We start from the raw sequence: 24,568 nt of genomic DNA on the forward strand, positions 1-24,568 counted from the left end.
TCCGTTCACTCCCTCGAACCCGTCTCGCGGTTCGCGGGATGGGACTGTGACCTGGATCGATGTTTACTCACACGAACGTGTGAGTTTTGGGATCTCGTGCCGCTGATGATCCGCCGGAGCGGTACGACCAACGCTTGGCCCACGGCGATCCCGCACAGATCCGTGATCGCGTCCATCGCCTCCGCGTCGCGATGCACCGGCAGTAACTGTTGCAACGCCTCGGAGAGCGGCGCGTAGCACACCAGGCACGACAGCAGCAGCCGGTGGTCGATCCGAGCCGCCCGCCCGGTCAGCGTCAGCACCGCGAACAGCACCAGGTGCACCAGCTTGTCGGTGCCGGGTGGGGACTCGGGAACCCCCGCCGGGGGAGTGAAAAGAATCACCAGGCTGGCCACGCAGCTCAGTGCGAACGACGCGCGGCGTGCACGGGGACTGAAAGGATCCAGCATGCGGCCTCTCGGATGTTGGTTGACCTCGACGGTGGCATACTGCGCGCGTGAGTCGACGGACTAGGCTGTTGCACCGTGAGTCGACGAGCCAAAATCGTTTGTACTATGGGGCCAGCCACCGCCAGTCCGGAGAAGGTGGCCGAGCTCGTCAGCGCCGGCATGAATGTCGCTCGGCTGAACTTCAGCCACGGTAGCCACGACGACCACCGCCGGGTTTACGACATGGTGCGTGCGGAGACGGCCGAATCCGGACGTGCCGTGGGGATCCTGGGTGACCTGCAGGGTCCGAAGATCCGATTGGGAACCTTCGCCGAGGGCGAGGTCGAGTGGCGCACCGGTGAGGTCGTCCGGATCACCGTGGCCGATGTGGTCGGTAGCCACGACCGGGTCTCCACCACTTACGAGGGGTTGATCGGAGACGCCAAGGTCGGTGACCAGATCCTGGTCGACGACGGGAAGGTCGGGCTGACGGTCACGGCGGTCGAGGAAAGCGACGTGGTCTGCGAGGTCGTCGAGGGCGGCCCCGTTTCCGATCACAAGGGGCTTTCGCTGCCGGGGATGGACGTCTCGGTTCCCGCCATGTCCGACAAGGACGTCGAGGACCTGGAGTTCGCGATGCGGATGGGCGTGGACTTCATCGCGCTGTCGTTCGTGCGTACCCCCGCCGACATCGACCTCGTCCATCAGGTCATGGACCGGGTCGGGCACCGCGTTCCGGTGATCGCCAAGTTGGAGAAGCCCGAGGCGGTGGACAACCTCGAGGCCATCGTGCTCGCCTTCGACGGCGTCATGGTCGCCAGGGGAGACCTCGGCGTGGAGCTGCCGCTGGAACACGTGCCGCTGGTGCAGAAGCGGGCGATCGGTATCGCCAGGGAGAACGCCAAACCGGTCATCGTCGCGACCCAGATGCTCGACTCCATGATCGGCAATCCCCGCCCGACCAGGGCCGAGACCTCGGACGTCGCCAACGCCGTGCTGGACGGCACCGATGCCGTCATGCTTTCCGGCGAGACCAGCGTCGGGGACTACCCCGTGGAGACGGTCGAGACCATGGCCCGCATCGTGGAGGCGGTGGAAGCCGGTTCCTCGGAGCCGCCGGAGCTGAGTCACGTGCCGCGGACCAAGCGTGGTGTGATCTCCTACGCAGCTAGGGACATCGGCGAACGACTCAGTGCCAAGGCACTGGTCGCCTTCACGCAGTCAGGTGACACCGTCCGTCGGCTGGCACGGCTGCACACCAGATTGCCGCTGTTCGCGTTCACCCCCGAGGAGTCCGTTCGTAGTCAGCTCGCTCTCACTTGGGGGACGGAGACCTTCCTGGTGCCTAGTGTGGATACCACTGACCAGATGGTGCGCCAGGTGGATCAGGCGATGTTGTCGATCGGACGTTCCGACAGTGGCGACATGGTCGTCATCGTCGCGGGGTCTCCGCCCGGAACCGTCGGTTCGACCAACCTGATCCGGGTGCACCGTCTCGGCGAGGAGGATCACGTCTGACTTCTCCCGGTCGCGGCGGAACCGGAGGTCCACGGTGCGAATCGCCGTTCTCCGGCATTCCGCTGCGCGGGAGGGTCGGCGTGTGCCCAACATCGACACGAGGAGCCCGAAGTGACCCGAGCGGCACGCGCCGCTGCCGCCGATCCGGCGGGGACCGGCAGCCAGTCGTCCGTTCCGGTGGATGCCAGTGGCATGCCACACGGACAGCCGGTGCTGGATCGACTGGTGGCATTGCTCGACCTCGAACCGATCGAGGAGAACATCTTTCGTGGCGTCAGCCCGGCGGAGTCCCCGGTCCGCGTGTTCGGGGGCCAGGTGGCGGGACAGGCCCTGGTCGCCGCGGGCAGGACCGTGCCGTCCGAGCGCCGGGTCCACTCGCTGCACGCCTATTTCCTGCGTCCGGGGGATCCGAGTGTCCCGATCGTCTACGAGGTGGATCGCACCCGGGACGGTCGCTCGTTCACCACCCGCCGCGTCATCGCGGTGCAGCACGGCAAGACGATCTTCTCGCTGTCCGCTTCGTTCCAGGTCGAGGAACGGGGGATGGACCACGCCGAACCCATGCCGGAGGTCCCCGCTCCGGAGGAACTGTCCACCTACGGTGAACATCTCGGTCAGCTGGCCGGTGAAGTGGGCGGCATGGCGAACCTGCCCCGCCCCATCGACATGCGGCACGTTACCGAGCCACCGTGGCTGAGCAGGCAGGATGGCCCCAGGGACGCCCGTAGCAGGGTGTGGATGCGGGCCGACGGCAGCCTTCCCGACGACGACCTGCTGCACGTCTGCCTGCTCGCCTACGCCTCCGATCTGACCCTGCTGGACTCGGTGCTGGCCAGGCACGGCGTCTACTGGGGTCTGGACGAGGTCCACGGTGCCAGTCTCGATCACGCGATGTGGTTCCACCGGCGATTCCGCGCCGACGAGTGGTTCCTCTACGACTGCAGCTCTCCCAGCGCCTCGGGGGCACGTGGGCTGGCCACCGGCAACTTCTTCTCGCGGGACGGCTCGCTGCTGGCCACGGTGGTGCAGGAAGGTCTGCTGCGCGTCGGTGAGTGATCGGAGCGGGCACCAACGACGTGCCCGGTTCCGGTACTCACTCCCGCCCGCGCGTCGGGGAACGGCCAGCCGAGGGCACGTCGCGAGCCGTTCCCTTCGTCCGCGCCGCGTTCCCGAGCGCCCGTGCCCTGCTTCACACACCGTTCAGCCGCGCCGCCGCGCGGGTCGCGGTGGTCGTGGCGGTGTCAGCGCGCGGGTGTGCACCTGTTCCAGCACCACCGAGGTGGTGAAGTGGCGTACCTCGGTACGTGCCGAGAGCTTGTCCACCAGGAAACTCTGCAGATGCGCGCTGTCGGTCACCGCGAGGTGAAGCAGGAAGTCGGCCTGCCCGCTCACGTGCAGTAGTGACCGTGTCTCGGGCTGGGCCATCACGAACTCGCGGAAGGATTCGACCACCGCCCGGGTGTGCGGGCGTACGTTGATCGACACCACCGCTTCCAGCGTGAGTCCGGTGGCCGCCGGATCCACGTCGATGTGCGACCCGGTGATCACGCCCTGTTCCCGGAGTCTGCGTACTCGCTGCAGGCAGCTCGACGCGGCGAGACCGATCCGCTCGGCCAACGTCCGGTTGGCCAGGGTCGCGTCGTTCTGCAACTCCTCCAGGATTCGCCAATCCACCGAATCCAGTTCTGCCGAAATCGTCATAACCGAACTTTCTGTGTCGTAGCTGGATCGAACACGAACGATTAACCCACTATAGCCACAGCTTTCGAAGAATTGTCGGTTCGAGTGCGAGGAGTTCGCAGTGCACATCGCTTGGGGGTCGTTCCTGCTCGCCCTGCTGGTGATCATTCTGGTGCCGGGGCCCGACTTCGTGATGGTGACGCGCAGCGCCGCGAACGGGGCCCGCTGGGGATGGTTGGCCGCGGCGGGAGTGACCTGTGGGTTGCTCGTTCATGCCACCGCGGCCACCGTCGGGCTGTCGGCACTGGTGATCGCGTTCCCCGCGGCGCTGTTCGTGGTCAAGGTGCTCGGTGTCGGGTATCTGGTTCTGATGAGCGTTCAGATCCTGCGGCGGGCCGGCTCCACGGCCGCGGCGCGTAACGAGGCGGCTCCGACGTCGGGACGCGCGGTTTTCCTGCGTGGGTTGTTGGTCGACGTGCTCAACCCGAAGGTGCTGCTCACCTTTCTCACGCTGTTGCCGCAGGCGATGGATCCCGCCGGTGACCCCATGACACAGGCCTTGCTGCTCAGCTCCGCCGCTGTCGCCTCGTTCGCGGCCTGGTGGCTCATCGTAGTTCCCTCGGTGGGCTGGTTGTCGGCCTTTCTGTCCGTTCCCAGGCGCAAGCGTGTCTTCGAGCGGTGCTGCGGGGGCGCGCTGCTGGTGATGGCGAGTTCGATAGCGCTGGCGTGAGCCCGCGACACGCCCGCGTTGATCACGGGGTCGACATGTGCTCGGTTGATCGGGATCATCATCCGTTCCGATCAGTGGTGACGAGCGCGAGCGGCCCGGAGGAGTGACGGTGCGGCGTGTCCTGGCGTTGTTGACCGGTTTCGTGATGATTTTCGCCGTTCCGGGGGCCGCGGATCCCGTGGTGCCGCACGAGAAGCCGCCTCGGGCGGCGGAGGCGCTGCGTGCGGATCTGGACCGGATCCTGTCGGATCCGCGGCTGGCCGGTGCTTCGGTCGGGGTGGTGGTGCGCGATCCGGTGACCGACCGGATCCTCTACCGGCGGTCACCGGACCGGCGCCTGATTCCCGCCTCCAACGCCAAGCTGTTCACCTCGGTAGCGGCGTTGGAGGCGCTCGGCCCCGGCTTCCGGTTCGACACCCGTGTGCTGACCTCGGGCAGGCGCCGGGGGAACGTACTGTTCGGCGATCTGTACCTGCGCGGTGGTGGTGATCCGACGATGTCGGCCGCGGACTACCGTGCGCTCGCCGACCGGATCGTCGAATCCGGTGTCCGGGTCGTGCGGGGGGACGTGCTGGCCGACGACTCCTACTTCGACGACCGCGCTCTCGCCAACGGTTGGATGGCCGTCGACGAGCCCTACTACTACGCTGCCCCGATCTCGGCACTGACTGTAGCGCCGAACAGTGATTACGACGCCGGTACCGTGCTGGTTCGGTCGCGGCCGACCCGGCCGGGAGAGCCGGTGCGGGTGAGTACACGACCGGCCACCGAAGCGGTCGAGATAGTCAACCGCGCCCGTACGCTCGCCGCGGACGCCACGGGAGAGCTGTCCGTTCGTCGTGCGCACGGCGCCGATCGTGTGATCGTCAGCGGCGGAATACCGGCGGGAGCCGACGTCGGGCGAGCCCTGAGCACCGTGGCTGATCCCACCGCGTACTCGTTGGACGTCTTCCGACGCGCCCTGATCGAACGCGGTGTCACCTTCGAGGGATCCGGCGAGGGCGAGGCACCGGACCGCGCCCGGGTGATGGCCGAACACCGCTCGATGCCGCTGCGGCAGTTGCTGGTGCCCTTCCTCAAGCTCAGCAACAACGGTCACGCCGAGACACTGGTCAAGACCATGGGCAGGGTCCTGCGGGAGGAGGGGAGCTGGCGGGCCGGCCTCGAGGTGGTCCGGAGCAGGCTGGAGGCGTCGGGAATCGATTCCGCGAAGTATCGACTGGTGGACGGGTCCGGGCTGTCCACGCTGAACTCGATCTCGCCCGCCCAGCTGGCCGAGTTGCTCGACACCGTCCGCGACCGACCGTGGTTCGAGGACTGGAAGCGGGCACTGCCACTCGCCGGTGCGACGGACCGGATGACGGGAGGAACTCTCGGCGGTCGGATGCGCGGCACCGCGGCCGAGGGCAACGTCTCGGCAAAGACCGGTTCGATGACCGGGGTGACCGCGCTGTCCGGCTACGTCCGTACCCGCGCCGAGCGCCCGCTGGTGTTCTCCGTGGTGTTCAACGGGTTCCTGTCGGCACCGCCTCGCGACCTGCGGGATGCCGTGGCGGTTCGGCTCGCCCGACACGGCGCTGATCCCCAGGAGCCCGTGCCGAGTCCCGGCGAACGGGATCGCTCCTCGGGTTCGGCTGTCGACATCCCGTCGACGCGCCCCGACGAGTCGGTGTTCGAGTGCTCCTGGAGCAAGAGCTGTTGAAGGTACCGTGCGGGAAAGCCGCGTTTCGGGCCGAACGACTCGTAACAGGAGCCGCCCTGGGCCCGGCCGTGGCCGCTACCTCGCTGCCGTCCGACTCCGCCCCGGGAGTTCGGGGGAGACCGGGGGTGCTTCCGGATTCATCTCCTCGGCATCACACGGTAGCGTGATCGATGTTACCCGGCCCTAGGAGTGTGTGTGTCTGTCGTCAGTGAACTGCTGGCCGCGATCGCCGGGTTACCTCGCCCGCTGCTGGTCGTGGCGGTCGGCGCGCTGGTACTGGGTGAGTGCACACTGGGCATCGGCTTCGTCGTGCCGGGGGAGAGCGGGCTGTTGATCGCCTCGGCCGCCGTGACGGACTTCGGGTTCTTCCTGACCCTGTCGCTGTCCGTGGCGCTGTTCGCCGCCCTGGGCGACAACATCGGTTTCCTGCTCGGACGTCGCTACGGTTGGCGGCTGCGAGAGAGCGCCGCCGTGCGCAAGCTGGGACAGCGGCACTGGGATCGTGCCGGGACGCTGCTGCGGCGCTACGGCGTGGGCGCTGTGTTCGTGTCGAGGTTCCTGCCCGTGGTGCGTACCCTGACTCCGGCCGCGGCGGGTTCCTCCGGTCTGGGCTACGGCAGGTTCCTGCCCGCTTCGTTGCTGGGCGCTGGAGCGTGGTCCGCCTCGCACGTCGCCATCGGCTGGCTGGCGGGCGCTTCGGCCAAGTACGTCGAACACATCCTCGGTGGGGCCGGTTGGGTGGTGCTGGGAGCGCTGGTGCTGTCCGGAGCGGCCACCTGGCTCTGGCGACGACGCAAGGCGCCGCGAACCCGTCCCGTGTCGGAGGTCACCGACCACTGCTCCGGTTCGGACGAGTTCGACCGAGCCGCGTGACCGGCTCGACGAGTTCCCCACGATCGGTGAGCACGGGACCCGGTCAGCTCTCCCGAGTCCGTTCATCCGGATAGGTGATCGGCACGGGGGTCCGCCGAACGGACCCCCGACACTTCTAACCGGAGATCCCGATCAGACGTTGCTCGCGACATCGGTGCCGACACCGCGTCTGCGGATGTTGACCAGGTCCTCGCGCTGTTGCGGGAGGGTTCGTTCCCGGCTCCCCTCGACCACGAATCCCGCGTCGGCGATCAGTTGCCGGTCCTGGTCGCCGGTTCTGCCCTCACTGGTCAGGTAATCACCGAGAAAGATCGAGTTCGCCAGCTGCAGCGCCATGGCCTCCACGTTGCGCAGATGGATCTCCCGCCCTCCGGCGAGCCGAACCTCTACGTCGGGGAAGAAGAACCGGTACAGCGCCAGGATGCGCAGACACCGCTGCGGTGTCAGTCGCCACTCTCCCGCCATCGGTGTTCCCTCCATCGGGATCAGGAAGTTGATCGGCACCGAGTCCGGGTCGAGCTCCCGCAGTTCGAAGGCCAGACTCACCACGTCCTCGTCCGACTCCCCCATTCCGAATATCGCCCCGGAACAGGGGGAGAGCCCGGCACCGGTGGCGTTGCGCACCGTTTCGACCCGGTCCTCGAAGGCGTGGGTGGAACAGATCTCGGCGTAGCGCCGTTCGTTGGTGTTGAGGTTGTGGCTGTAGGCGTACGCTCCGGCCTCGCGCAGCTGCTCGGCCTGCCCGTCGCCCAGCAACCCCAGGCAGGCGCATATCTCCACGTCGGGCTGCTTCCGCCGGACCGCCTCGATCGTCTCGGAGACCCGCTCGATGTCACGTTGCCCTGGACCGCGTCCGCTGGCCACCAGGCAGATGCGTTTCGCGCCGGCTTCGGCCGCCTCATCCGCCGCTGTGGCCGCCTCCTCGGCCTTCACCCACGAGTACTTGAGAATCTCCGAGTCGGATCCCAGGCGCTGCGAGCAGTAGGTGCAGTCCTCCGGACACAGCCCGCTCTTCATATTGATGATGGTGTTGAGCTTGACCCTGTTGCCGAAGAAGTGCCGACGTACCCGACCCGCGGCCGCGACCACGTCGAGAACGTCGAACTCCTCGGACAGCAGTCGTTCGGCCGCGGCACGACTCGGAGCCTCGCGACGCAGCGCCTTCGTGACCAGCTCGTCCAGTGTGATCGTCATGTCCTCGACACTCGTCGACCGGGCGAGTCGCGACAAGATCGCGAAACCTACAACATCGCTCCCGCCGAGTTGTTCCGAACGTCGTCGCCGGTGCCACGAAAAGTGCCGCACTCCGGAACACTTCCGGAGTGCGGCACGGTCGTGACACGTGGTCCGTTAACGGAGGCCGCCGTCACGAACGGCTGTCCTCACGGACCAACCCGATACGTCACAGGTTCGGGTACAGCGGGTGCTTGGCCGCCAGCGTCTCCACCCGACCACGCAGCTTCTTGCTCACCGACTCGTCGAAGTCGGAGTGCAGCGCGGTGGCGATGATCTCGGCGATCTCGGTGAAGTCCTCGGCGGCGAAACCGCGAGTGGCGAGTGCCGAGGTGCCGATGCGCAGTCCCGAGGTGACCATCGGGGGCCGAGGGTCGTTGGGAACCGCGTTGCGGTTGACCGTGATACCGATCTCGTGCATCCGGTCCTCGGCCTGCTGCCCGTCCAGCTCGGAGTCACGCAGGTCCACCAGGACCAGGTGCACATCCGTGCCGCCGGAGACGATCTGCACCCCCGCGGCCCTGGCGTCCTCGGCCTGCAGCCGGTCGGCGATGATCCGGGCACCTTCCAGCGTGCGGCGCTGCCGATCGGCGAACTCCTCACCGGCGGCGAGCTTGAACGCGACAGCCTTGCCCGCGATCACGTGTTCCAGCGGGCCGCCCTGCTGACCGGGGAACACCGCCGAGTTGAACTTCTTGCCGAGCTCCTCGTCGGAGGACAGGATCACACCGGCACGCGGTCCACCCAACGTCTTGTGGGTGGTGGTGGTCACCACGTGGGCGTGCGGCACCGGGTTGGGGTGCAGCCCGGCCGCGACCAGACCGGCGAAGTGAGCCATGTCCACCATGAGGTAGGCACCGACCTCGTCGGCGATCTCGCGGAACCGCTTGAAGTCCAGCTGCCGTGGGTAGGCGGACCAGCCCGCGATGATCACCTGTGGCTTGTTCTCCCGGGCCAGTCGGGCGACCTCGTCCATGTCGACGAGGTGGTCGTCCTCGCGGACCCGGTACGGCACCACGTTGTAGAGCTTGCCGGAGAAGTTCAGCCGCATTCCGTGGGTGAGGTGACCACCGTTGGCCAGGTCCAGGCCGAGGATCGTGTCACCCGGCTTGAGCAGCGCGAACATCGCCGCCGAATTGGCCTGCGCGCCGGAGTGCGGCTGCACGTTGGCGTAGGAGGCCCCGAACAGCTGCTTGACCCGGTCGATGGCGAGTCGCTCGACGACGTCGACGTGCTCGCAGCCGCCGTAATAACGTTTGCCCGGGTAGCCCTCGGCGTACTTGTTGGTCAGTACCGACCCCTGAGCCTCCAACACCGACTGGGGTGCGAAGTTCTCCGAGGCGATCATCTCCAGCGTGTTCTGCTGCCGGTGCAGTTCCGCGTCGACCGCGTTGGCCACCTCGGGGTCGACCGATGCGAGCCTCTCGTTGAACAGATCGCCTGACGGCATGATCATTTACCTCCGTGTTCCTGATTCTCGGTGGAGCGGGTCGGGCGCGTTCAGCGGTTCCGGCTGTAGAAGGGCGGGTCCACGACCTCCACAGCGACTGCCTTGCCGCGAATGTCCACTTGTAACTCGGTTCCCGTCTTCGCGCAGGCGTGGTCCACATAGGCCATCGCGATCGGGTAACCCAGCGTGGGCGACGGCGCACCGCTGGTCACGACGCCGACATCGGCGCCGTCACCGTCCAGTACCCGGTAACCGTGGCGTGGGGCGCGGCGGCCCGTTCCGCGCAGCCCCACCAGTGTGCGCTCCGCGGTCCGCTCCGCCGCGTCGGCGAGCGCGGCGCGTCCCACGAAATCTCCCGACTTGTCCAGTCGGACCACCCGACCCAGATTGGCGTCGAACGGGGTCACTTCGGTGGAGAGCTCGTGACCGTGCAACGGCATACCGGCCTCCAACCGTAGTGTGTCCCGGCATGCCAAGCCGGCGGGCTGTATCCCGTGCGGGGCGCCCGCCTCGCTGAGCGCCTGCCAAACCGTAGCCGCGTCCTCGACGGATGTGAACAGCTCGAAACCGTCTTCGCCGGTATAGCCGGTGCGGGCGAGTAGAACATCACAATTGGCTACCCTGCCGGGGTATCCCGCGAAGTACTTGACCGTTGTCAGGTCGATCTCGGTCAACGGTGCCAGGATGTCCTTGGCCACCGGGCCCTGAACCGCGATCAGCGCGTACTCGTCGGAGAGGTCGGTGTACTCGGTGTCGAAACCGCGTACCCGCTCGGCCAGCTCGGTCGAGACCACGGCGGCGTTCGCGGCATTGGCGACCACGAGGAATTCCCGTTCCCCGGTGCGGTAGACGATCAGGTCGTCCAGTACTCCGCCCGCCTCGTCGCAGATCATCGTGTAACGCGCACGCCCGACGGTGATCGCCGAGGCGTTGGCCACCAGCGCGTAGTCCAGTGCCTCGGCGGCCTGGGCGCCGCTGATGCGAAGCTCGCCCATGTGCGTGAGATCGAACAGGCCCGCCGTGCCGCGTACCGCGTTGTGCTCGTTGATGTCACCGGAGTAGCGCAGCGGCATTTCCCAGCCCGCGAACTCGGTGAAGGTGGCCCCGAGCCGCCGATGGATCTCGTGCAGTGGTGTCTTGCGGGACGGTGACATGGTGGAAACTCCTGATAGGTCGGCGCCTGGTCGGCGTCTCCCCGGAGTCATTGGCCTGAGAGTTTCACCGCGCTGTGCGGCTTGCACCGTGGGCGAGGGGCACGTGACCCCTGCTTTCCTCCTGAATCGCCTGGTGCCATGCGGTGATCGGGCCTGAGAGTTTGTCGGGGAGTGTTGCTCCTTCGGCGCTCCGCGCGCACGTTGGGGCCATTGCCGTGGCCGGGCAGCGATGCCGCGAGCCGAGTGCGGAGTCTCTCCCGCATGACGTCATGGGCGCATTCTTCGATTGTAGCGTGAACGCTACGTAGCCCCGGCTATCGAGTCAACAGCAGCGCAGCCGACCGCGGCCGGATTCCCCCGCGCGCGTGGCGCGCGGGGCCGCCGAGCGGTGTTCCCGTTTTGGGTGAACCCGACGGGCGGGTATCGCGATCAGTGGATCTCGTCGAGTTCCGCGTAACGTCTGCGCAGCCCTTCCGTGAAGGCGTGCAGTGCCAGCTCGAAACTGGCGTTGTCGATCTCCGTCGCATGACTGCGCAGCAGATGCGCCCTGCCGAGGTTGGGGAACCTCTCGTCGTAGATCTCGGCGTCGTCGACGAATCCGCCCGCGAACGATCCCATCGCGCTGCCCACCACGAGGTACTTCACGGAAGCCCCGATCATGGTCGCGTAGCGCTGCGGCCAACCGGCCTCGACCAACCCGCCGTGCACCGCGTCGGCACGGCGCAGTGCCGCTTCCCTGCGAGCCGGGCCGGAGGCGATGAACGGCACCAGGTTGGGGTGTTCCACCAGCGCCCGGCGATAGGAGCGGGCCCAGACGGTCACGCCCGTGACCCAGTCCGTCTCGAACCCGGAGACGTCGACCCGGGCCATCGTCGAGTTGGCGAGATCGTGCAGCAGCTCGTCCTTGTTGGGGACGTAGTTGTACAGCGAAGCCGCCCGCACTCCCAGTCGTTCCGCCAGGCGGCGCATCGAAAGTGCCTCCAGCCCGGCGGTGTCGATGATCTCGAGTGCGGACTCCCGGATGCGTTCCATCGACAGCAGGGGCGTGCTCGGTCTGGGCAAGAAGTGGCCTCCGGGAACTGTTCGGGGACGAGTCCGGTTCGTTGTTATCGAGTCTTGTCAAACGTTGTCGTCGACTTTAGGGTCTCACAAAACTAACGTCGTTAGTTAAGCTGTCGGCCGCAGTGCTGCGTGCCGCACGCGGTAGCGGCTCCTGGCGTATTGAGGAGGTCGCTGATGACCACGAATCACCCGGGCACCGTGACAGGGGAGCAGCCGATGGACACTGGTTCGTCCGCCTCGCTCTCACTCGCCTCGGTGCTCGCGGAACCCGCCCGCCGCACTCCGGACGCCCCGGCCGTGCTGGAGGGGCGGGACCGAGTCGAATACGGCGAACTCTGGGAGCAGGTGTGTCGCCATGCCGCCGCACTGCGGGAGCTCGGTGTCGTCGCGGGTGACCGGATCGCCCTGGTGGCCCCGAACGTCGTGGACTTCGTCCGTGCCTACTACGCGGTGCAGGTGGTCGGGGCTGTCGTGGTACCCGTTCCGGTGTTGCTCGTCGCTTCGGAAGCCGCCCATCTGGTCTCGGATTCGGACGCGAGGATGATCCTGGGACACACCAGCCAGCTGGAGCTGGCTCGGGGCTGTGCCGAACGAACCGGCGCGAGTCTGGTGACCCTGGGGGACGTCGACTCCCGGCAGGTGGGCTCCCAGCAGGGGGGATCCCGGCAGGGAGAGCACGACGAGCCGTCGTTGACCGAGCTGGCGGCCGAGGTCGAGCCGCTGTCCGGTTTCGTGACCCGCGCGCCGCAGGACGAGGCGGTCGTCTTCTACACCAGCGGGACCACGGGCAAACCCAAGGGCGCCGTGCTGACCCAGCTGAACATGGTCATGAACGCGACGGTCAACGCCTTCGACGCCACCGACACCGATTCTAGTGATCTGGTGCTGGGATGTCTGCCGTTGTTCCACGTGTTCGGCCAGACGGTCTCGATGAACACCACGTTCCGTGCCGGCGCCTGCTTGGTGCTGCAACCCGGCTTCGATCCCGCACAGGCGCTGGAGCTGATTCGTGAGCACGGAATCACCCAGTTCAACGGGGTGCCCACGATGTTCGGCCGGATGTTGGAAGCCGCCCCGCCGGACCTGCGGTTGCCCAGCCTGCGGCTGTGCGTGTCCGGTGGGGCCGCCTTGCCGGTTTCGGTGCTGGAGCGTTTCAACGAGCGGTTCGAGACCCGGATACTGGAGGGTTACGGCCTCTCCGAGACCTCGCCGAGCGCGACGGTCAACCAACCCTCCATCGGGACGCGGGCGGGCACCGTGGGACATCCGCTGTGGGGTGTCGAGGTCGAGATCGCCGAGCCGGACTCCGACCGGATCGAGCTGTTGCCCCGCGGCACCCGCGGCGAGGTCGTCGTACGTGGGCACAACGTGTTCGCCGGTTACCTCGGGAATCCGGAGGCGACCCGTGCGGCACTCGTCGACGGCTGGTTCCGTACCGGCGACATCGGGGTCAGGGACGAGGACGGATTCCTGTCCATCGTCGACCGTAAGAAGGAGCTGATCATTCGCAACGGGTACAACGTCTACCCGCGGGAGGTCGAGGAGCTCCTACTGGAGCACCCCGAGCTGGCACAGGTGGCGGTCATCGGGCTGCCGGACACCACCCGTGGCGAAGAGGTCTGTGCGGTAGCGGTGCATGCCACACTGTCGGCAGGGGATACCGACCAGTCGGTTAGCGACCGGGTGGTCGAGTGGGCCGCGGCGCGGCTGGCGGCGCACAAGTACCCGCGACGAGTGGTCTTCACCGACGAACTCCCGCTCGGGCCCAGCCACAAGGTGCTCAAACGGGAGTTGCGGGACCGGATCATTCGGGACGAACAACAGACGAGTCGGAACTGAAGGAGTACAGCGTGGCTCAACAACTGGACGGACGAGTGGCCGTGGTAACCGGAGCGGGAAGGGGAATCGGCGCCGGTATCGCCGAGAAACTCGCTTCCGAAGGTGCCGCGGTCGCGGTGGTGGACCTGGACGAGTCCACCTGCGCCGAAACCGTGCGGCGTATCACCGACGCGGGTGGGTCGGCGCTGGCCGTGTCGGCAGACGTCACCGACTCGGACTCGGTGGAGCGTGCCTTCACCCGGGTCTCGGAGCAGTTGGGAACCGTCGGTGTCCTGGTCAACAACGCCGGGGTCACCAAGGACAACATGCTGTTCAAGATGTCCGAGCAGGACTGGGACACCGTCATGGGGGTTCACCTGCGCGGTGCTTTCCTGTGCAGCAAGGCCGCCCAGCAGCAGATGGTTCCCCAGCGCTGGGGGAAGATCGTGAACCTTTCCAGCGTGTCCGCGCTCGGCAATCGCGGTCAGGCGAACTACTCCACCGCGAAAGCGGGAGTGCAGGGGTTCACCAAGACCCTGGCGATCGAGCTGGGGCCGTTCGGCATCAACGTCAACGCCATCGCGCCCGGTTTCATCGTCTCCGACATGACCGCGACGACGGCCGAGCGGCTCGGGATGACCTTCGAGCAGCTGCAGGAGGGTGCCGCCGCCGAGACGCCGGTGCGCCGTGTCGGTCAGCCCGCCGACATCGCCAACGCGGTGAGCTTCCTGACCAGTGAGCAGTCCTCGTTCGTCACCGGTCAGACGCTCTACGTCGACGGCGGTCGCAAGCTCGGCTGACTCCGGCCCGTACCCGGCGCACCGGTCCGCCCGGTGCGCCGTCCCCGTCACATTCCCGGCGATTTCCCGTGAAATCGCCGTCCCCGCCACCGAGGAAGGCTTGTCATGGTTGATTTCGCACTGTCGGACACCGAACGCGACATCCGCGACTGGGTCCGCAACTTCGTCCAGCGTGAGCTGATGCCGCTGGAGCAGCAGGTTCTCGACCGGGAACGGCGTGGCGAGCGCGGTCTGACCAAGGAGGAGACCCAGCAGCTGCGCGACAAGGCCCGCCAGGCGGGTTTCTGGGGGGTCCAGACTCCGGAGGAGTACGGCGGCATGGGGCTGTCCGCCGTGCTTACGGCCCTGGTAGAGGTGGAGCTCGGTCGGACCTTCGTGCCGTTCAGTTTCGGAGGCTCCGCCGACAACATCCTCTACTACGGCAACGAGGAGCAGAAACAGCGCTATCTGGTCCCGACCATCGAGGGGACCCGGAAGTCCTGCTTCGCGATAACCGAACCGGACGCCGGGTCTGATGCGAAAAACATTCGCACCACTGCCCGGAAGGAGGGCTCGGAGTGGGTCATCGACGGTGAGAAGACGTTCATCACCGGTGGCATCGACGCCGACTTCACCATGGTCTTCGCCGTCACCGACAAGGAGAAGGGGGCCGACGGCGGCGTCACCTGTTTCCTGGTCGACCGGGACATGGGCTGGACCTCGGAGCCCATCGACATCATGGGGGAGTGGGACCGGCAACCCGCCGCGCTGACCTTCGACGGCGTCCGGGTGCCAGAGGAGAACGTGCTCGGCGAGGTCGGCAACGGCTTCGGACTCGCCATGCAGTGGATCGGACAGGGCAGGTACATGCTGCCCGCGCGCGCCCTGGGCGGCTGTGAGCGCATGGTGGAAATGGCCACGGAGTACTCGCAGTCCCGCAGGACCTTCGGGTCCCCGATCGCGGATCGGCAGGCCATCCAGTGGATGATCGCGGACTCCGCCGTCGAGATCGAGGCGTTGCGCTGGCTGGTGCTGCAGGCGGCCTGGCAGGTTGACCAGGGGATGGATTCCCGCCACGCGCAGTCCATCGCCAAGCTGCACGGTGGTGTTCGCGCCAACGAGATCGTGGACCGGGTGATGCAGATCCACGGCGGCATGGGCTACACCAGGGAACTCCCCATCGAGCGGTGGTACCGGGACATGCGGCTGCTGCGCATCTTCGAGGGAACCGACGAGATCCAGCGTCGTACCGTGGCGCGCAACCTGCTCAAGGGGCATGCCTCGATACGCGGCGTACTGGGGTGATCCCTGACCGAGTGATCCCTGACCGAGTGATCCCCGCCCTACTGGTCCCGCCCGGCTGATCTCCGTCACATCGGTTCCCCGGGTCTCCGCGCGACATATCGCTACACCCGGTGTGACGGCGGTCTCACCCCGTGATCCCGGTGGGTACTCTGGACGTCGGACGGCCCCGACTAGACGGCAGGAGCGATCATGTCGATCTTCAAGAAGGTAGCCAAGGTAGCCGACGTCGCCAAGAGTCCGCAGGGCAGGCGCGCGATCGAACAGGCGAAGCGTTACGCCCAGGACCCCAAGAACAAGGAAAAGATCGACCGGGTCGTGAACAAGGTCAAGGGCAGGGGCAAAAGCCACTGACCCGTCGACACCCGGGACCGGTCTCCCGAGGGGTCCGGAGCGCGTCGGATACACGTCGAACTGCCCGGCCGTTGCATCGGCCGGGCAGTTCTGTTCTCCCTCCTCTCTGTTCCCCGCTCGTCGACCTCATTCGTCGACGAGCGCTTCGGACGCCGGACTGTTCCTCGGCACGAAGAGCCAGTAGGGTGCCACACGCATGATCATCGATCGATCACGGAGCGTTCGTTGGGCAGTGTCTACGTAGTCGGAACCTTCGACACCAAGGGCGACGAACTCGGGTACGTCGCCGGCCTGCTCCGTGCTGACGGATCGTCGGTGGTGACCGTGGACCTGGGCACCTCGGGAGCCGGCTCCGCCGCGGCCGTCTCGATCCCCTCCGAGTCGGTCGCCGAGCATCATCCGCACGGCAGTGGTGCCGTGTTCACCGGAGAGCGCGGTTCCGCGGTCACCGCGATGTCGGAGGCGTTCCGGCGGTTCCTGCTCACCCGCGACGATGTCGCGGGGATCCTCGGCGCCGGCGGGTCCGGAGCCACCGCCCTGGTTACGCCCGCGATGCGCGCGTTGCCCGTCGGCGTTCCGAAGTTCGTGGTCTCCACGGTCGCCTCCGGCGACGTTTCCGGCTACGTCGACGCCAGCGACATCACGATGATGCCCGCGGTCACCGATGTCGCCGGGCTGAACCGGATATCACGGCGTGTGCTGGCCAATGCCGCGCACGCCTTGCACGGTGCGGCGGGCGCGAGCCCACCGGACGTGACCGACAGGCCCGCCGTCGGCCTCTCCATGTTCGGCGTGACCACTCCGTGCGTCAGTGCCGTGGCCCAGGAACTCGAGGCCGCTTACGATCCGCTGGTTTTCCACGCGACCGGAACCGGGGGCCGCGCGATGGAGAAACTGGCCGACGACGGGCTGCTGTACGCGCTGCTGGACATCACCACCACCGAAGTCTGCGACCTCGTTTCCGGCGGAGTGATGAGTGCGGGTGGGGAACGGCTCGACGCGCCCGCACGAGCGGGACTGCCCTACGTGGGTTCCTGCGGCGCGCTGGACATGGTCAATTTCGGCGCACCGGAGACCGTGCCGGACCGATACCGGGACCGGCTGCTCTACGAGCACAATCCGCAGGTCACCCTGATGCGTACCACTCCGGAGGAGTGCGAGGCCATCGGAATGTTCCTGGCCGACAAGCTCAACGCCTTACCCGGTCGGGTGAGATTCCTGCTTCCCGAGGGCGGAGTGTCGGCGCTGGACGCCGTTGGCAGTCCCTTCCACGATCCGGAAGCCGACGAAGTGTTGTTCGACACACTCGAACGTAACGTGGTGCAGCACGAACAACGGCGTTTGGTCCGACTGCCGCACAACATCAACGATTCGCAGTTCGTCCGGGCGTTGCTGGACGCGTTCCACGAGGTGGTGGCTGATGAGTGAACAGCGCCGTGACACGAGTTCCCGGGAAGGACCGCCGGATCGTGCCGGCATCCTGCGACGGCTGTACGACAAGGTCGAGCGTGGCGTGCCGATAGTCGGTGGCGGCGCGGGAACGGGTCTCTCCGCCAAGTCGGAGGAAGCCGGTGGGATCGATCTCCTCGTGCTGTACAACTCGGGGCGTTACCGCATGGCGGGCAGGGGATCGCTCGCGGGACTTCTCGCGTACGGAAACGCCAACGACATCGTGCTGGAAATGGCGCGCGAGGTGCTGCCCGTGGTCCGAAACACCCCGGTACTGGCAGGAGTGAACGGAACCGACCCGTTCATGATTCGGGAGAAGTTTCTCGCGGAACTGCGTGATCTGGGATTCGCCGGAGTGCAGAACTTTCCCACCGTCGGTCTCATCGACGGGGTGTTCCGGGCGAACCTGGAGGAAACGGGGATGGGTTTCGACCGTGAGGTGGAAATGATCCGCGCCGCCCGTGAAATGGACCTGCTCACAACGCCCTATGTTTTCTCCGCGGACGACGCGCGGGCGATGACGCGCGCCGGCGCCGACGTGATCGTTTGTCACATGGGGCTCACCACCGGCGGAAGTATCGGAGCCGAAACAGCGCTGAGTCTGGACGAATGTGTGGCCTCGATCGAGGAGTGGTCGGCGGCGGCCGCCGAGATTCGCGACGATGTTCTCGTGCTCTGCCACGGCGGCCCCATAAGCGCGCCGGCGGACATGGCTTATGTGCTCTCGCGAACCGGCCGTTGTCACGGATTCTACGGTGCCAGCAGTATGGAGAGACTACCGACCGAACAGGCGGTCACCGCTCGGACCGGCGAGTTCCTGGAACAGCGAAGTTCCGGCTGAAGCATTCGGTGGTATCCGGGCCGCGCGGTGGTGCGAGGCCGACGTGTGGGCGCCCCGCCGTGACCGGCTCCTCGTCTCCCCGGCGTGTTCGCCGCTCGTTCTCGGAATCGGCGACCGAGATCCGGAATGGTTCGGGGGAAATGTCTCAGCGAGGGGGTGTCGGACAGAACCAGTGACCGCGCCGCCAGTGTTTCCGGCCCGCACCGCCAAAAGTTGTTACGGGTTCTCGTCGCCCGCGGTAAGGAGTGTGTTGATTCGTGGCCGAGTCGTATTCCAGCGCCCTGGTGCAAGCCCCGGTGGATCGTGTTTGGCGTGTTTTCGGTGATTTCGCGGCCCTCGCCGACTGGCATCCGGCCATAACCGCGGGCGAAATCGAACAGGATTCCTCCCCGTTCGCGGTGGGAGCCGTGCGGAAACTCCGGTTGGCCGATGGTTCGACCGTGCGGGAGCGACTGGTCGCGTTCGATTCGTTTCGACGTTCCTACGGTTACGAAATGCTCGAAGGTCCGTTCCCGGTGCGGAACTATCGCGCCACGGTTCGCGTGGCACCGGTTACCGACACCGGCGTGACCTTCGCCGAGTGGTCGGCGTGCTACGACCTCACCACCGATCCGGAGACCGACCACCGGGCGGCCGACCTCGATCGTGTTTTCCGTGAGGACGTGTTCGCCACCGGGCTGGCCGCCCTGGGGCGGATCTGCGCGGAGTGACACCGGGAACGGTGCGACCGTCGTCCTGGTTCCATCGGTTTCCCGTACCTCGCGCGTGCGCTGCCGCGACTCCGTTCGGTGTGGAACGGGACCGATGAGTTCGCTCGCCGCTCCGGATGTATTTTGTTGCGCAGCGAAAATGGCGAGGGGATGTGTAATGGGCGGGCTGGCGCGCGTCGAATATGCCAACGGTTAGAGTCGTACGCGTGCCAAGCAGCTTCGTGCAGTCCGCAGCAGATTCAACAGATCCCGAAATCGGAGCCGAGCGCGTCGTCGTCACCGGCGGGTCGGGTTTCGTCGGAAGGGCCGTGGTCAGGGCGTTCGTGCAACGTGGCAACCCGGTGACGATCGTCGATCGAGTGACTCCCGAGATACCCGAGCAGTATCGTCACCTGGTCACACACGTGTCCGGCGAGCTGACAGATCCGCAGGTGCGTGAGGCGGCTGTTCCGGAGAACAGTGCCGGAATCATTCATCTGGCCGCCATCACCTCGGTGTTGCGTTCCGTGGACAAACCCGCGGAGACCTTCGCCGAGAACCTCGAGGTCACCCAGGGATTGCTCGAACTGGCGCGGCAGCGTGGTGTCGGACGTTTCGTCCTGGCCTCGACCAACGCGGTGGTCGGCGACATCGGTTACGGGACCATCTCCGAGCGGCTCCCGTTGCGACCGCTGACCCCCTACGGCTCGACCAAGGCCGCCTGCGAGATGCTGCTTTCCGGCTACAGCGGTGCCTACGGCATCGCGACAACCGCATTGCGGTTCACGAACATCTACGGCCCCGGCATGAGTCACAAGGACAGCTTCGTCCCCAGGTTGATGCGTGCGGCCCTGGCGGGCGAGGGTGTGGAGGTCTACGGCGACGGTTCGCAGAGCCGCGACTTCGTGCACATCGACGACGTGGTCCAGGCCATCACGGCCTCCTGGGACAAGCAGTACAACGGAACCGCGGTGATCGGCTCCGGCAGCTCCATCTCGGTCATGGAACTCATCGAATCGGTACGCACCGCCACGGGCAAGGAACTGCCCGTCACGCACGTACCCGCCAAGAACGGCGAGATGCCCGCCGTGATCGTCGAGATCGAGAAAGCCAGGCGAGAACTGGGATACACGCCCAACGTGCGGCTGACCGACGGGTTGCGCACGGTGTGGGACGACTTCCGCGACGCTGACGGCAGGGTGTCCGTAGCGACATGACCACTCGACTGTTGCGCGCAGTCCGCCAGCACTGGCTGCTGGTGCTGTTCCTGTTCGCCGGCGTGCTGCTGCGGATCGTGGTGGAGATCGCGTACCAGCCGGCGCTGCTCTACATCGACTCATTCCGGTACCTGAAGGACCTCGGGGTCTTCTTCCCGGGCAACATCAACCCCATCGGCTACGAGGTGTTGCTGCTCGGTCCGGTCCTGTTGGTCGGTGATCTGGGGCTCGTGGCGATAGTGCAGCACCTGCTGGGACTGGGGCTGGCACTCTCCAGTTACGCGTTGCTGATGCGTTTCGGATGCAGGCGGTGGTTGGCCGCGCTCGCGGTGGCTCCGGTGCTGCTGGACGCCTACCAGCTCCAGATCGAGCACCTGATCATGTCCGACCTGTTGTTCCAGGTACTGCTGCTGCTCGTGGTTCTCCTGCTGACCTGGTGGGGCACTCCCGGTCCCCGACTGGCTCTGCTGGGGGGGCTGTTGCTCGGCGGCTCAGTGCTGGTGCGCCTGGTCGGTCTCACCCTTGTGGTGCCGGCTGCGGTGTTCGTGCTGCTGGCTGCCGGGCTGCGTCCCAGGGACGGCTGGAAGCGGCGACTGGGTTCGGCCCTGGCGCTGGTGGCAGGCTTCGTGCTCATGCTCTCCACCTACGCGGGGTACCACATGTACTGGACCGGCTACCCCGCTCTCGGCGGCTCCACCGGTAGCGTCGTCTTCGGGCGCACCGCGATGGTCGCCGACTGCGAGCGACTCGAACTGACGCCCGCTCAGCGAGCCGTGTGCCCGGAGGCTCCGGTGGCCGAGCGCAAGCGCACGGGTATCGACTACTACATACACTTCTTCCACAACGAGGTCGACGCCGCTGAACTGCCCGAGGAGGTCAGTTACTCCGAGGCACAGCACTCGCTGGCGTTCAAGGTGCTGCGCAGCCAGCCCTTCGAAGTGTTCGGAGGTATAGCCGAGGACTTCGCCAAGGGCTTCGCGCCGATGCGGACACTTTCCCCCGGTGACGTTCCGCTGGCCCGCTGGCAGTTCCAGACCGAGTACCCGCTCTACACTGATGAGTGGGTAACGCGGGATTGGCTGGAGTATTACGATCAGGGGAGTTACTCCGTCAACGAGCGTGCGGCGGGTTTCCTGCGCGCATACCAGCTGGGGGGAGGTTACACTCCTGGCACCGTTCTGGGGCTGGCTCTGGTCCTTACCGTAGCGGCGATGCTGGGGGTGGGGCGAGCCCGTCGGAGTGGACTCCGGGCCGTCTGCCTGCTTTCCGGCGGTTTGGGTACCGCGGTGTTGTTCACGGCGGCGGCGATGGAGTTCTCCTGGCGCTATCAGCTACCCGCACTCGTTCTGCTGCCACTGGCGGGTGCGTTGGGGATCACGGCCATTACCGGCCGCCGAATTGATACGAAGGGTTCCGCGACGAACCGGTAGCCGAGATCACGGCACGAAGGAGCACGAGATGCCGACGACCTTTCCCGACGAGGTCGATGAGGAAGCACTGGCCGATTACGCGGCGCGATACGGTGATCACCGGTTCGCGTCGGTGGTGGTGCTGATCGCCGCCTACAACGAACGGGACGCCATACCAGCCGTGCTGGAGGGGATTCCCGGTTCCAGCTGCGATCTCGACGTGGACACCCTGGTGGTCGTCGACGGGGCCTCCGATGACACCGCCGACGTGGCCGTGAGGCACGGCGCCTACACCTGTGTGGCCGGCACCAACCGTGGCCAGGGGGCAGCGCTGCGGCTCGGTTACCGGCTGGCAGCGGAACGCGGTGCGAGTTACGTGGTCACCACGGATGCCGACGGGCAGTACGAGATCGACGAGCTTCCCCGGTTATTGCGCCCGATCCTCGACGACGAGGCGGACTTCGTCACCGGCTCGCGCAGGTTGGGGAGCAGTGAGAATCCGCAGCTGCTGCGCCGCCTGGGTACCTACGTGTTCGCCTGGCTGGTCAGCGTGATGACCGGACAGCGCATCACCGACACGTCTTTCGGATTCCGTGCGATGCGGGTCGAGGTGGCCAACTCGGTTCGACTGGAACAACAGCAGTACCAGTCTTCCGAGCTTCTGGTGGGTGTGCTGGCGCGTGGGTACCGGGTCCGTGAACAGGCCATGACCATGCGGCAGCGGGTGGCCGGTGTCAGCAAGAAGGGCAACAACGTGCTCTACGGCTATCGCTACAGCAGAGTGGTGCTGGGCACCTGGCTCCGGGAGCGCCGTGCCAGGCGGCTCTCCGGTGCGGCCGGGGCCTCTTCGCCGGACGAGCAGGTCAACGAACCTGCTCGTGCCGCCGGGGAGTAGCGAAGACCACGCGGTCGAGCAGGAAGAACTTGACCACGAACATCAGGAGGTAGGTACCGAGGTAAGCTCCCCACACGAGGGCCACTCTGCGAACCTCGGAATCGGCGAAGAGATTGTGGGCGAGGTCTTCCGTGTAGTTGGTGGCGACCGCCGCTATCAGGAAGGTGGCCACCGAGACCAGTGCGAACCGTGTCAGTTCACCGCCCAGCCGATGGCTGCCGGCGCTTCCCCAGTTCCGGCGATTGAGGAAGAAGTTCGGGACCGCTCCGGCGAGCCACCCCAGCACGGTGGACAGGGTCGATGCCGAACCGATCCAGTAGGAGACGACGAATACGAGCTGACTGCTGATGGTCGCCAACGCGGAGACCGCGGCGAAACCACGTAGCAGTCTCCAGTACCGGCCTGTGCCGCCGGGCTTCGAAGGCGGCTCCGGGGTAGCGGCCACGTTTGCTTCCCTCCGGGTGGAAGAGTGGTTGTCTGGAACGAGCTCCACGAACTGTACGGAAGTGGCTTCGCCATCCGGTCGACGGATGAGAGCATGCCGTGCGTGGAGGTGGGGTTGGCTGTTGCGCCGCAGCAGTTAGCCTTTCACATCGAACACGATAGTGTGGTGAGGGCTTGAGTCGCGCACAGCGTGTTCGATGAATTAAATTCTGTGGATACCCACAAGGTGCGGGTGTCGCGGAACGGACCCTGATAGGTGGCAGCCACGGTCTCGTTACACACGGGCACCGATGGATGCCGACATTTTGTAGAGGAGAAGAAGGCGTGCGAATCCTCGTCCTCGGTGGGGACGGCTATCTTGGTTGGCCGACCGCTCTGCATCTGTCCGACTGCGGTCACGACGTGGCCGTGGCAGACAACTTCGCCCGTAGGGCCTACGACCACGAAATGGGCGTACGCAGTCTGGTTCCGGCGGAGCCGCTGCAGGTGCGTGTCGATGCCTGGCGAGAGGTTTCCGGGCAGGACATCAAGATGTACTACGGTGATCTCGTCGACGCCGACTTCACCGTCGAGATGATCCGGGACTTCCGTCCTGACACCATCGTGCACTTCGCCGAACAGCGAGCCGCCCCCTACTCGATGATCGACCGTAAACACGCGGTCTACACACAGCAGAACAACGTTGTCGGCAACCTCAACGTGCTGTTCGCGATCCAGGAAGTCGATCCGGAGATTCACCTGGTCAAGCTCGGCACCATGGGTGAGTACGGCACGCCCAACATCGATATCGAAGAGGGCTGGCTGGAAGTCACCCACAAGGGTCGCACCGACCGCATGCTGTACCCGAAGAAGCCCGGCTCCTTCTACCACCTCAGCAAGGTGCACGACAGCCACAACATCGAGTTCGCCTGCCGTATCTGGGGGCTGCGTGCCACCGACCTCAACCAGGGCGTCGTGTACGGGCAGGAAACGCCGCAGACCGTGCGCGACCCGCGGTTGGCGACCCGGTTCGACTACGATGCCATCTTCGGTACGGTGCTCAACCGCTTCGTGATCCAGGCAGTGCTCGGGCATCCCCTCACTGTTTACGGAACCGGCAGCCAGACACGCGGTGTCATCGATATCAGGGACACCGTGGAGTGCATCCGCCTCGCCGCCGAGAGCCCCGCCGACAAGGGTGAGTTCCGGGTCTTCAACCAGATGACCGAGAGCTTCTCGGTCGAGGAGATCGCCAAGACGGTCGCCAACAACTACCACGGCACCGTTGAGGTGGAGTACCTCGACAACCCCCGTGTGGAGCAGGACCAGCACTACTACAACGTGGTGCACACGGGCCTGGTCGAGCTCGGGTTGGACCCGCACCTGCTGTCCAACACCCTGATCAACTCGCTGTTCGGCGTCGCCGAGCAGTTCAAGGACCGGGTGGACCTGGCCGCGATGCGTCCCACCGTCGAGTGGCGGACGGCCTCCAGCCCGATGCGCTCCGAAGACTGATTCACCGCGGTGGACGGCTCGACAGCGGTCGCGGCCGTCTCCGCCGC

At 66.3% G+C, this 24,568-nt stretch carries 23 protein-coding genes and 2 riboswitches; of the genes, 16 read left to right on the top strand and 7 right to left on the bottom strand.

The genetic code is table 11. The annotated features are described in order from the left end of the window. Positions 1–5: 5 nt before the first annotated feature. Entirely contained in the window at positions 6–449 is a 444-nt protein-coding gene (locus J2S53_RS02150) for a hypothetical protein (protein WP_456239523.1), read from the bottom strand. A gap of 75 nt (positions 450–524) precedes the next feature. Here J2S53_RS02150 and pyk point away from each other — a divergent pair, with 75 nt between their 5' ends. Both pyk and tesB read left to right on the top strand, forming a co-directional pair. Next, positions 525–1,946 carry a pyruvate kinase gene (gene pyk, locus J2S53_RS02155; RefSeq protein ID WP_456239524.1) on the top strand — a complete coding sequence of 474 codons (1,422 nt, stop codon included), beginning with the start codon at positions 525–527 and terminating at the stop codon, positions 1,944–1,946. A 111-nt stretch (positions 1,947–2,057) separates the two neighbouring features. Further along, the gene (tesB, locus tag J2S53_RS02160; RefSeq protein ID WP_456239525.1) at positions 2,058–3,002 is read left to right on the top strand and encodes an acyl-CoA thioesterase II; all 945 of its coding nucleotides are present in this window, start codon (positions 2,058–2,060) and stop codon (positions 3,000–3,002) included. 144 nt (positions 3,003–3,146) lie between these two features. Here the strand turns inward: tesB and J2S53_RS02165 are convergent, their stop codons facing one another. Next, positions 3,147–3,647: an Lrp/AsnC family transcriptional regulator gene (locus tag J2S53_RS02165; protein ID WP_456239526.1), complete on the bottom strand. Its 501-nt coding sequence runs from the start codon at positions 3,645–3,647 to the stop codon at positions 3,147–3,149. A gap of 100 nt (positions 3,648–3,747) precedes the next feature. On the opposite strand from J2S53_RS02165, the gene J2S53_RS02170 reads away from it, so the two are divergent. From J2S53_RS02170 to J2S53_RS02180, 3 genes are all read left to right on the top strand, one after another. Next, positions 3,748–4,356 (top strand): LysE family translocator, encoded by a 609-nt coding sequence (locus tag J2S53_RS02170; RefSeq protein WP_092977517.1) that lies wholly within the window; start codon positions 3,748–3,750, stop codon positions 4,354–4,356. Positions 4,357–4,465: 109 nt separating this feature from the next. After that, positions 4,466–6,058: a D-alanyl-D-alanine carboxypeptidase/D-alanyl-D-alanine endopeptidase gene (gene dacB / locus J2S53_RS02175; protein ID WP_456239527.1), complete on the top strand. Its 1,593-nt coding sequence runs from the start codon at positions 4,466–4,468 to the stop codon at positions 6,056–6,058. A gap of 195 nt (positions 6,059–6,253) precedes the next feature. After that, positions 6,254–6,931 carry a DedA family protein gene (locus J2S53_RS02180; protein WP_456239528.1) on the top strand — a complete coding sequence of 226 codons (678 nt, stop codon included), beginning with the start codon at positions 6,254–6,256 and terminating at the stop codon, positions 6,929–6,931. 132 nt (positions 6,932–7,063) lie between these two features. Here the strand turns inward: J2S53_RS02180 and bioB are convergent, their stop codons facing one another. From bioB to J2S53_RS02200, 4 genes are all read right to left on the bottom strand, one after another. Then, on the bottom strand, positions 7,064–8,125 hold the full coding sequence (bioB, locus tag J2S53_RS02185; protein WP_456239529.1) for a biotin synthase BioB: 1,062 nt from the start codon (positions 8,123–8,125) through the stop codon (positions 7,064–7,066). 208 nt (positions 8,126–8,333) lie between these two features. Then, positions 8,334–9,614 carry a serine hydroxymethyltransferase gene (glyA, locus tag J2S53_RS02190; RefSeq protein WP_130466914.1) on the bottom strand — a complete coding sequence of 427 codons (1,281 nt, stop codon included), beginning with the start codon at positions 9,612–9,614 and terminating at the stop codon, positions 8,334–8,336. Between the two features lie 50 nt (positions 9,615–9,664). Continuing rightward, positions 9,665–10,768: a glycine cleavage system aminomethyltransferase GcvT gene (gene gcvT, locus J2S53_RS02195; protein ID WP_456239530.1), complete on the bottom strand. Its 1,104-nt coding sequence runs from the start codon at positions 10,766–10,768 to the stop codon at positions 9,665–9,667. Between the two features lie 34 nt (positions 10,769–10,802). Further along, a riboswitch (glycine riboswitch) is annotated at positions 10,803–10,899 on the bottom strand. Further along, positions 10,900–11,038, bottom strand: a riboswitch (glycine riboswitch). A 159-nt stretch (positions 11,039–11,197) separates the two neighbouring features. After that, positions 11,198–11,830 carry a TetR/AcrR family transcriptional regulator gene (locus tag J2S53_RS02200; protein ID WP_456239531.1) on the bottom strand — a complete coding sequence of 211 codons (633 nt, stop codon included), beginning with the start codon at positions 11,828–11,830 and terminating at the stop codon, positions 11,198–11,200. A gap of 174 nt (positions 11,831–12,004) precedes the next feature. Between J2S53_RS02200 and J2S53_RS02205 the strand changes: the two genes are divergently transcribed. The 10 genes from J2S53_RS02205 to J2S53_RS02250 all read left to right on the top strand — a co-directional run bounded on the left by J2S53_RS02205 (position 12,005) and on the right by J2S53_RS02250 (position 22,583). Continuing rightward, positions 12,005–13,669, top strand: coding sequence for an AMP-binding protein (locus tag J2S53_RS02205; protein WP_456239532.1), 1,665 nt, complete (start codon positions 12,005–12,007; stop codon positions 13,667–13,669). Positions 13,670–13,692: 23 nt separating this feature from the next. Continuing rightward, a complete protein-coding gene (gene fabG / locus J2S53_RS02210) occupies positions 13,693–14,448 on the top strand; it encodes a 3-oxoacyl-ACP reductase FabG (RefSeq protein WP_092925065.1) in 756 nt (251 codons plus the stop codon). A 105-nt stretch (positions 14,449–14,553) separates the two neighbouring features. Then, the gene (locus J2S53_RS02215; RefSeq protein WP_092924710.1) at positions 14,554–15,732 is read left to right on the top strand and encodes an acyl-CoA dehydrogenase family protein; all 1,179 of its coding nucleotides are present in this window, start codon (positions 14,554–14,556) and stop codon (positions 15,730–15,732) included. A gap of 189 nt (positions 15,733–15,921) precedes the next feature. Beyond that, positions 15,922–16,083 carry a hypothetical protein gene (locus tag J2S53_RS02220; RefSeq protein WP_165400591.1) on the top strand — a complete coding sequence of 54 codons (162 nt, stop codon included), beginning with the start codon at positions 15,922–15,924 and terminating at the stop codon, positions 16,081–16,083. A 225-nt stretch (positions 16,084–16,308) separates the two neighbouring features. Continuing rightward, complete coding sequence (locus tag J2S53_RS02225; protein ID WP_456239533.1) at positions 16,309–17,511, top strand: Tm-1-like ATP-binding domain-containing protein; 1,203 nt, start codon at positions 16,309–16,311, stop codon at positions 17,509–17,511. Next, positions 17,504–18,373 carry a phosphoenolpyruvate hydrolase family protein gene (locus tag J2S53_RS02230; RefSeq protein WP_456239534.1) on the top strand — a complete coding sequence of 290 codons (870 nt, stop codon included), beginning with the start codon at positions 17,504–17,506 and terminating at the stop codon, positions 18,371–18,373. Before J2S53_RS02225 ends, J2S53_RS02230 begins: the two co-directional genes overlap by 8 nt. Before the next feature lie 257 nt (positions 18,374–18,630). Then, entirely contained in the window at positions 18,631–19,083 is a 453-nt protein-coding gene (locus J2S53_RS02235; RefSeq protein ID WP_456239535.1) for an SRPBCC family protein, read from the top strand. Positions 19,084–19,337: 254 nt separating this feature from the next. Further along, a complete protein-coding gene (locus J2S53_RS02240) occupies positions 19,338–20,279 on the top strand; it encodes an NAD-dependent epimerase/dehydratase family protein (protein ID WP_456242676.1) in 942 nt (313 codons plus the stop codon). Next, positions 20,276–21,709: a hypothetical protein gene (locus tag J2S53_RS02245; protein WP_456239536.1), complete on the top strand. Its 1,434-nt coding sequence runs from the start codon at positions 20,276–20,278 to the stop codon at positions 21,707–21,709. Before J2S53_RS02240 ends, J2S53_RS02245 begins: the two co-directional genes overlap by 4 nt. Positions 21,710–21,737: 28 nt before the next feature. Further along, entirely contained in the window at positions 21,738–22,583 is an 846-nt protein-coding gene (locus tag J2S53_RS02250) for a glycosyltransferase family 2 protein (RefSeq protein WP_456239537.1), read from the top strand. On the opposite strand, the gene J2S53_RS02255 is transcribed toward J2S53_RS02250, so the two are convergent. Next, positions 22,552–23,028 carry a GtrA family protein gene (locus J2S53_RS02255; protein WP_456239538.1) on the bottom strand — a complete coding sequence of 159 codons (477 nt, stop codon included), beginning with the start codon at positions 23,026–23,028 and terminating at the stop codon, positions 22,552–22,554. The genes J2S53_RS02250 and J2S53_RS02255 overlap by 32 nt on opposite strands. Positions 23,029–23,351: 323 nt before the next feature. Between J2S53_RS02255 and J2S53_RS02260 the strand changes: the two genes are divergently transcribed. After that, positions 23,352–24,521 carry an NAD-dependent epimerase/dehydratase family protein gene (locus J2S53_RS02260; protein ID WP_130466920.1) on the top strand — a complete coding sequence of 390 codons (1,170 nt, stop codon included), beginning with the start codon at positions 23,352–23,354 and terminating at the stop codon, positions 24,519–24,521. The last annotated feature ends 47 nt before the right edge of the window (positions 24,522–24,568 follow it).

Origin of the sequence: Actinopolyspora lacussalsi, from assembly GCA_030803735.1 — a bacterium.
GTDB classification, from domain to species: Bacteria; Actinomycetota; Actinomycetes; order Mycobacteriales; family Pseudonocardiaceae; genus Actinopolyspora; species Actinopolyspora lacussalsi.

Bases quoted from the DNA above. Each gene is read 5' to 3' on its own strand.
- J2S53_RS02165 (WP_456239526.1), bottom strand. From the start codon at position 3,647: ATGACGATTTCGGCAGAACTGGATTCGGTGGATTGGCGAATCCTGGAG.
- J2S53_RS02215 (WP_092924710.1), top strand. From the start codon at position 14,554: ATGGTTGATTTCGCACTGTCGGACACCGAACGCGACATCCGCGACTGG.
- glyA (WP_130466914.1), bottom strand. From the start codon at position 9,614: ATGCCGTCAGGCGATCTGTTCAACGAGAGGCTCGCATCGGTCGACCCC.
- J2S53_RS02230 (WP_456239534.1), top strand. From the start codon at position 17,504: ATGAGTGAACAGCGCCGTGACACGAGTTCCCGGGAAGGACCGCCGGAT.
- J2S53_RS02150 (WP_456239523.1), bottom strand. From the start codon at position 449: ATGCTGGATCCTTTCAGTCCCCGTGCACGCCGCGCGTCGTTCGCACTG.
- J2S53_RS02205 (WP_456239532.1), top strand. From the start codon at position 12,005: ATGACCACGAATCACCCGGGCACCGTGACAGGGGAGCAGCCGATGGAC.
- J2S53_RS02250 (WP_456239537.1), top strand. From the start codon at position 21,738: ATGCCGACGACCTTTCCCGACGAGGTCGATGAGGAAGCACTGGCCGAT.
- gcvT (WP_456239530.1), bottom strand. From the start codon at position 10,768: ATGTCACCGTCCCGCAAGACACCACTGCACGAGATCCATCGGCGGCTC.
- bioB (WP_456239529.1), bottom strand. From the start codon at position 8,125: ATGACGATCACACTGGACGAGCTGGTCACGAAGGCGCTGCGTCGCGAG.
- J2S53_RS02220 (WP_165400591.1), top strand. From the start codon at position 15,922: ATGTCGATCTTCAAGAAGGTAGCCAAGGTAGCCGACGTCGCCAAGAGT.
- J2S53_RS02245 (WP_456239536.1), top strand. From the start codon at position 20,276: ATGACCACTCGACTGTTGCGCGCAGTCCGCCAGCACTGGCTGCTGGTG.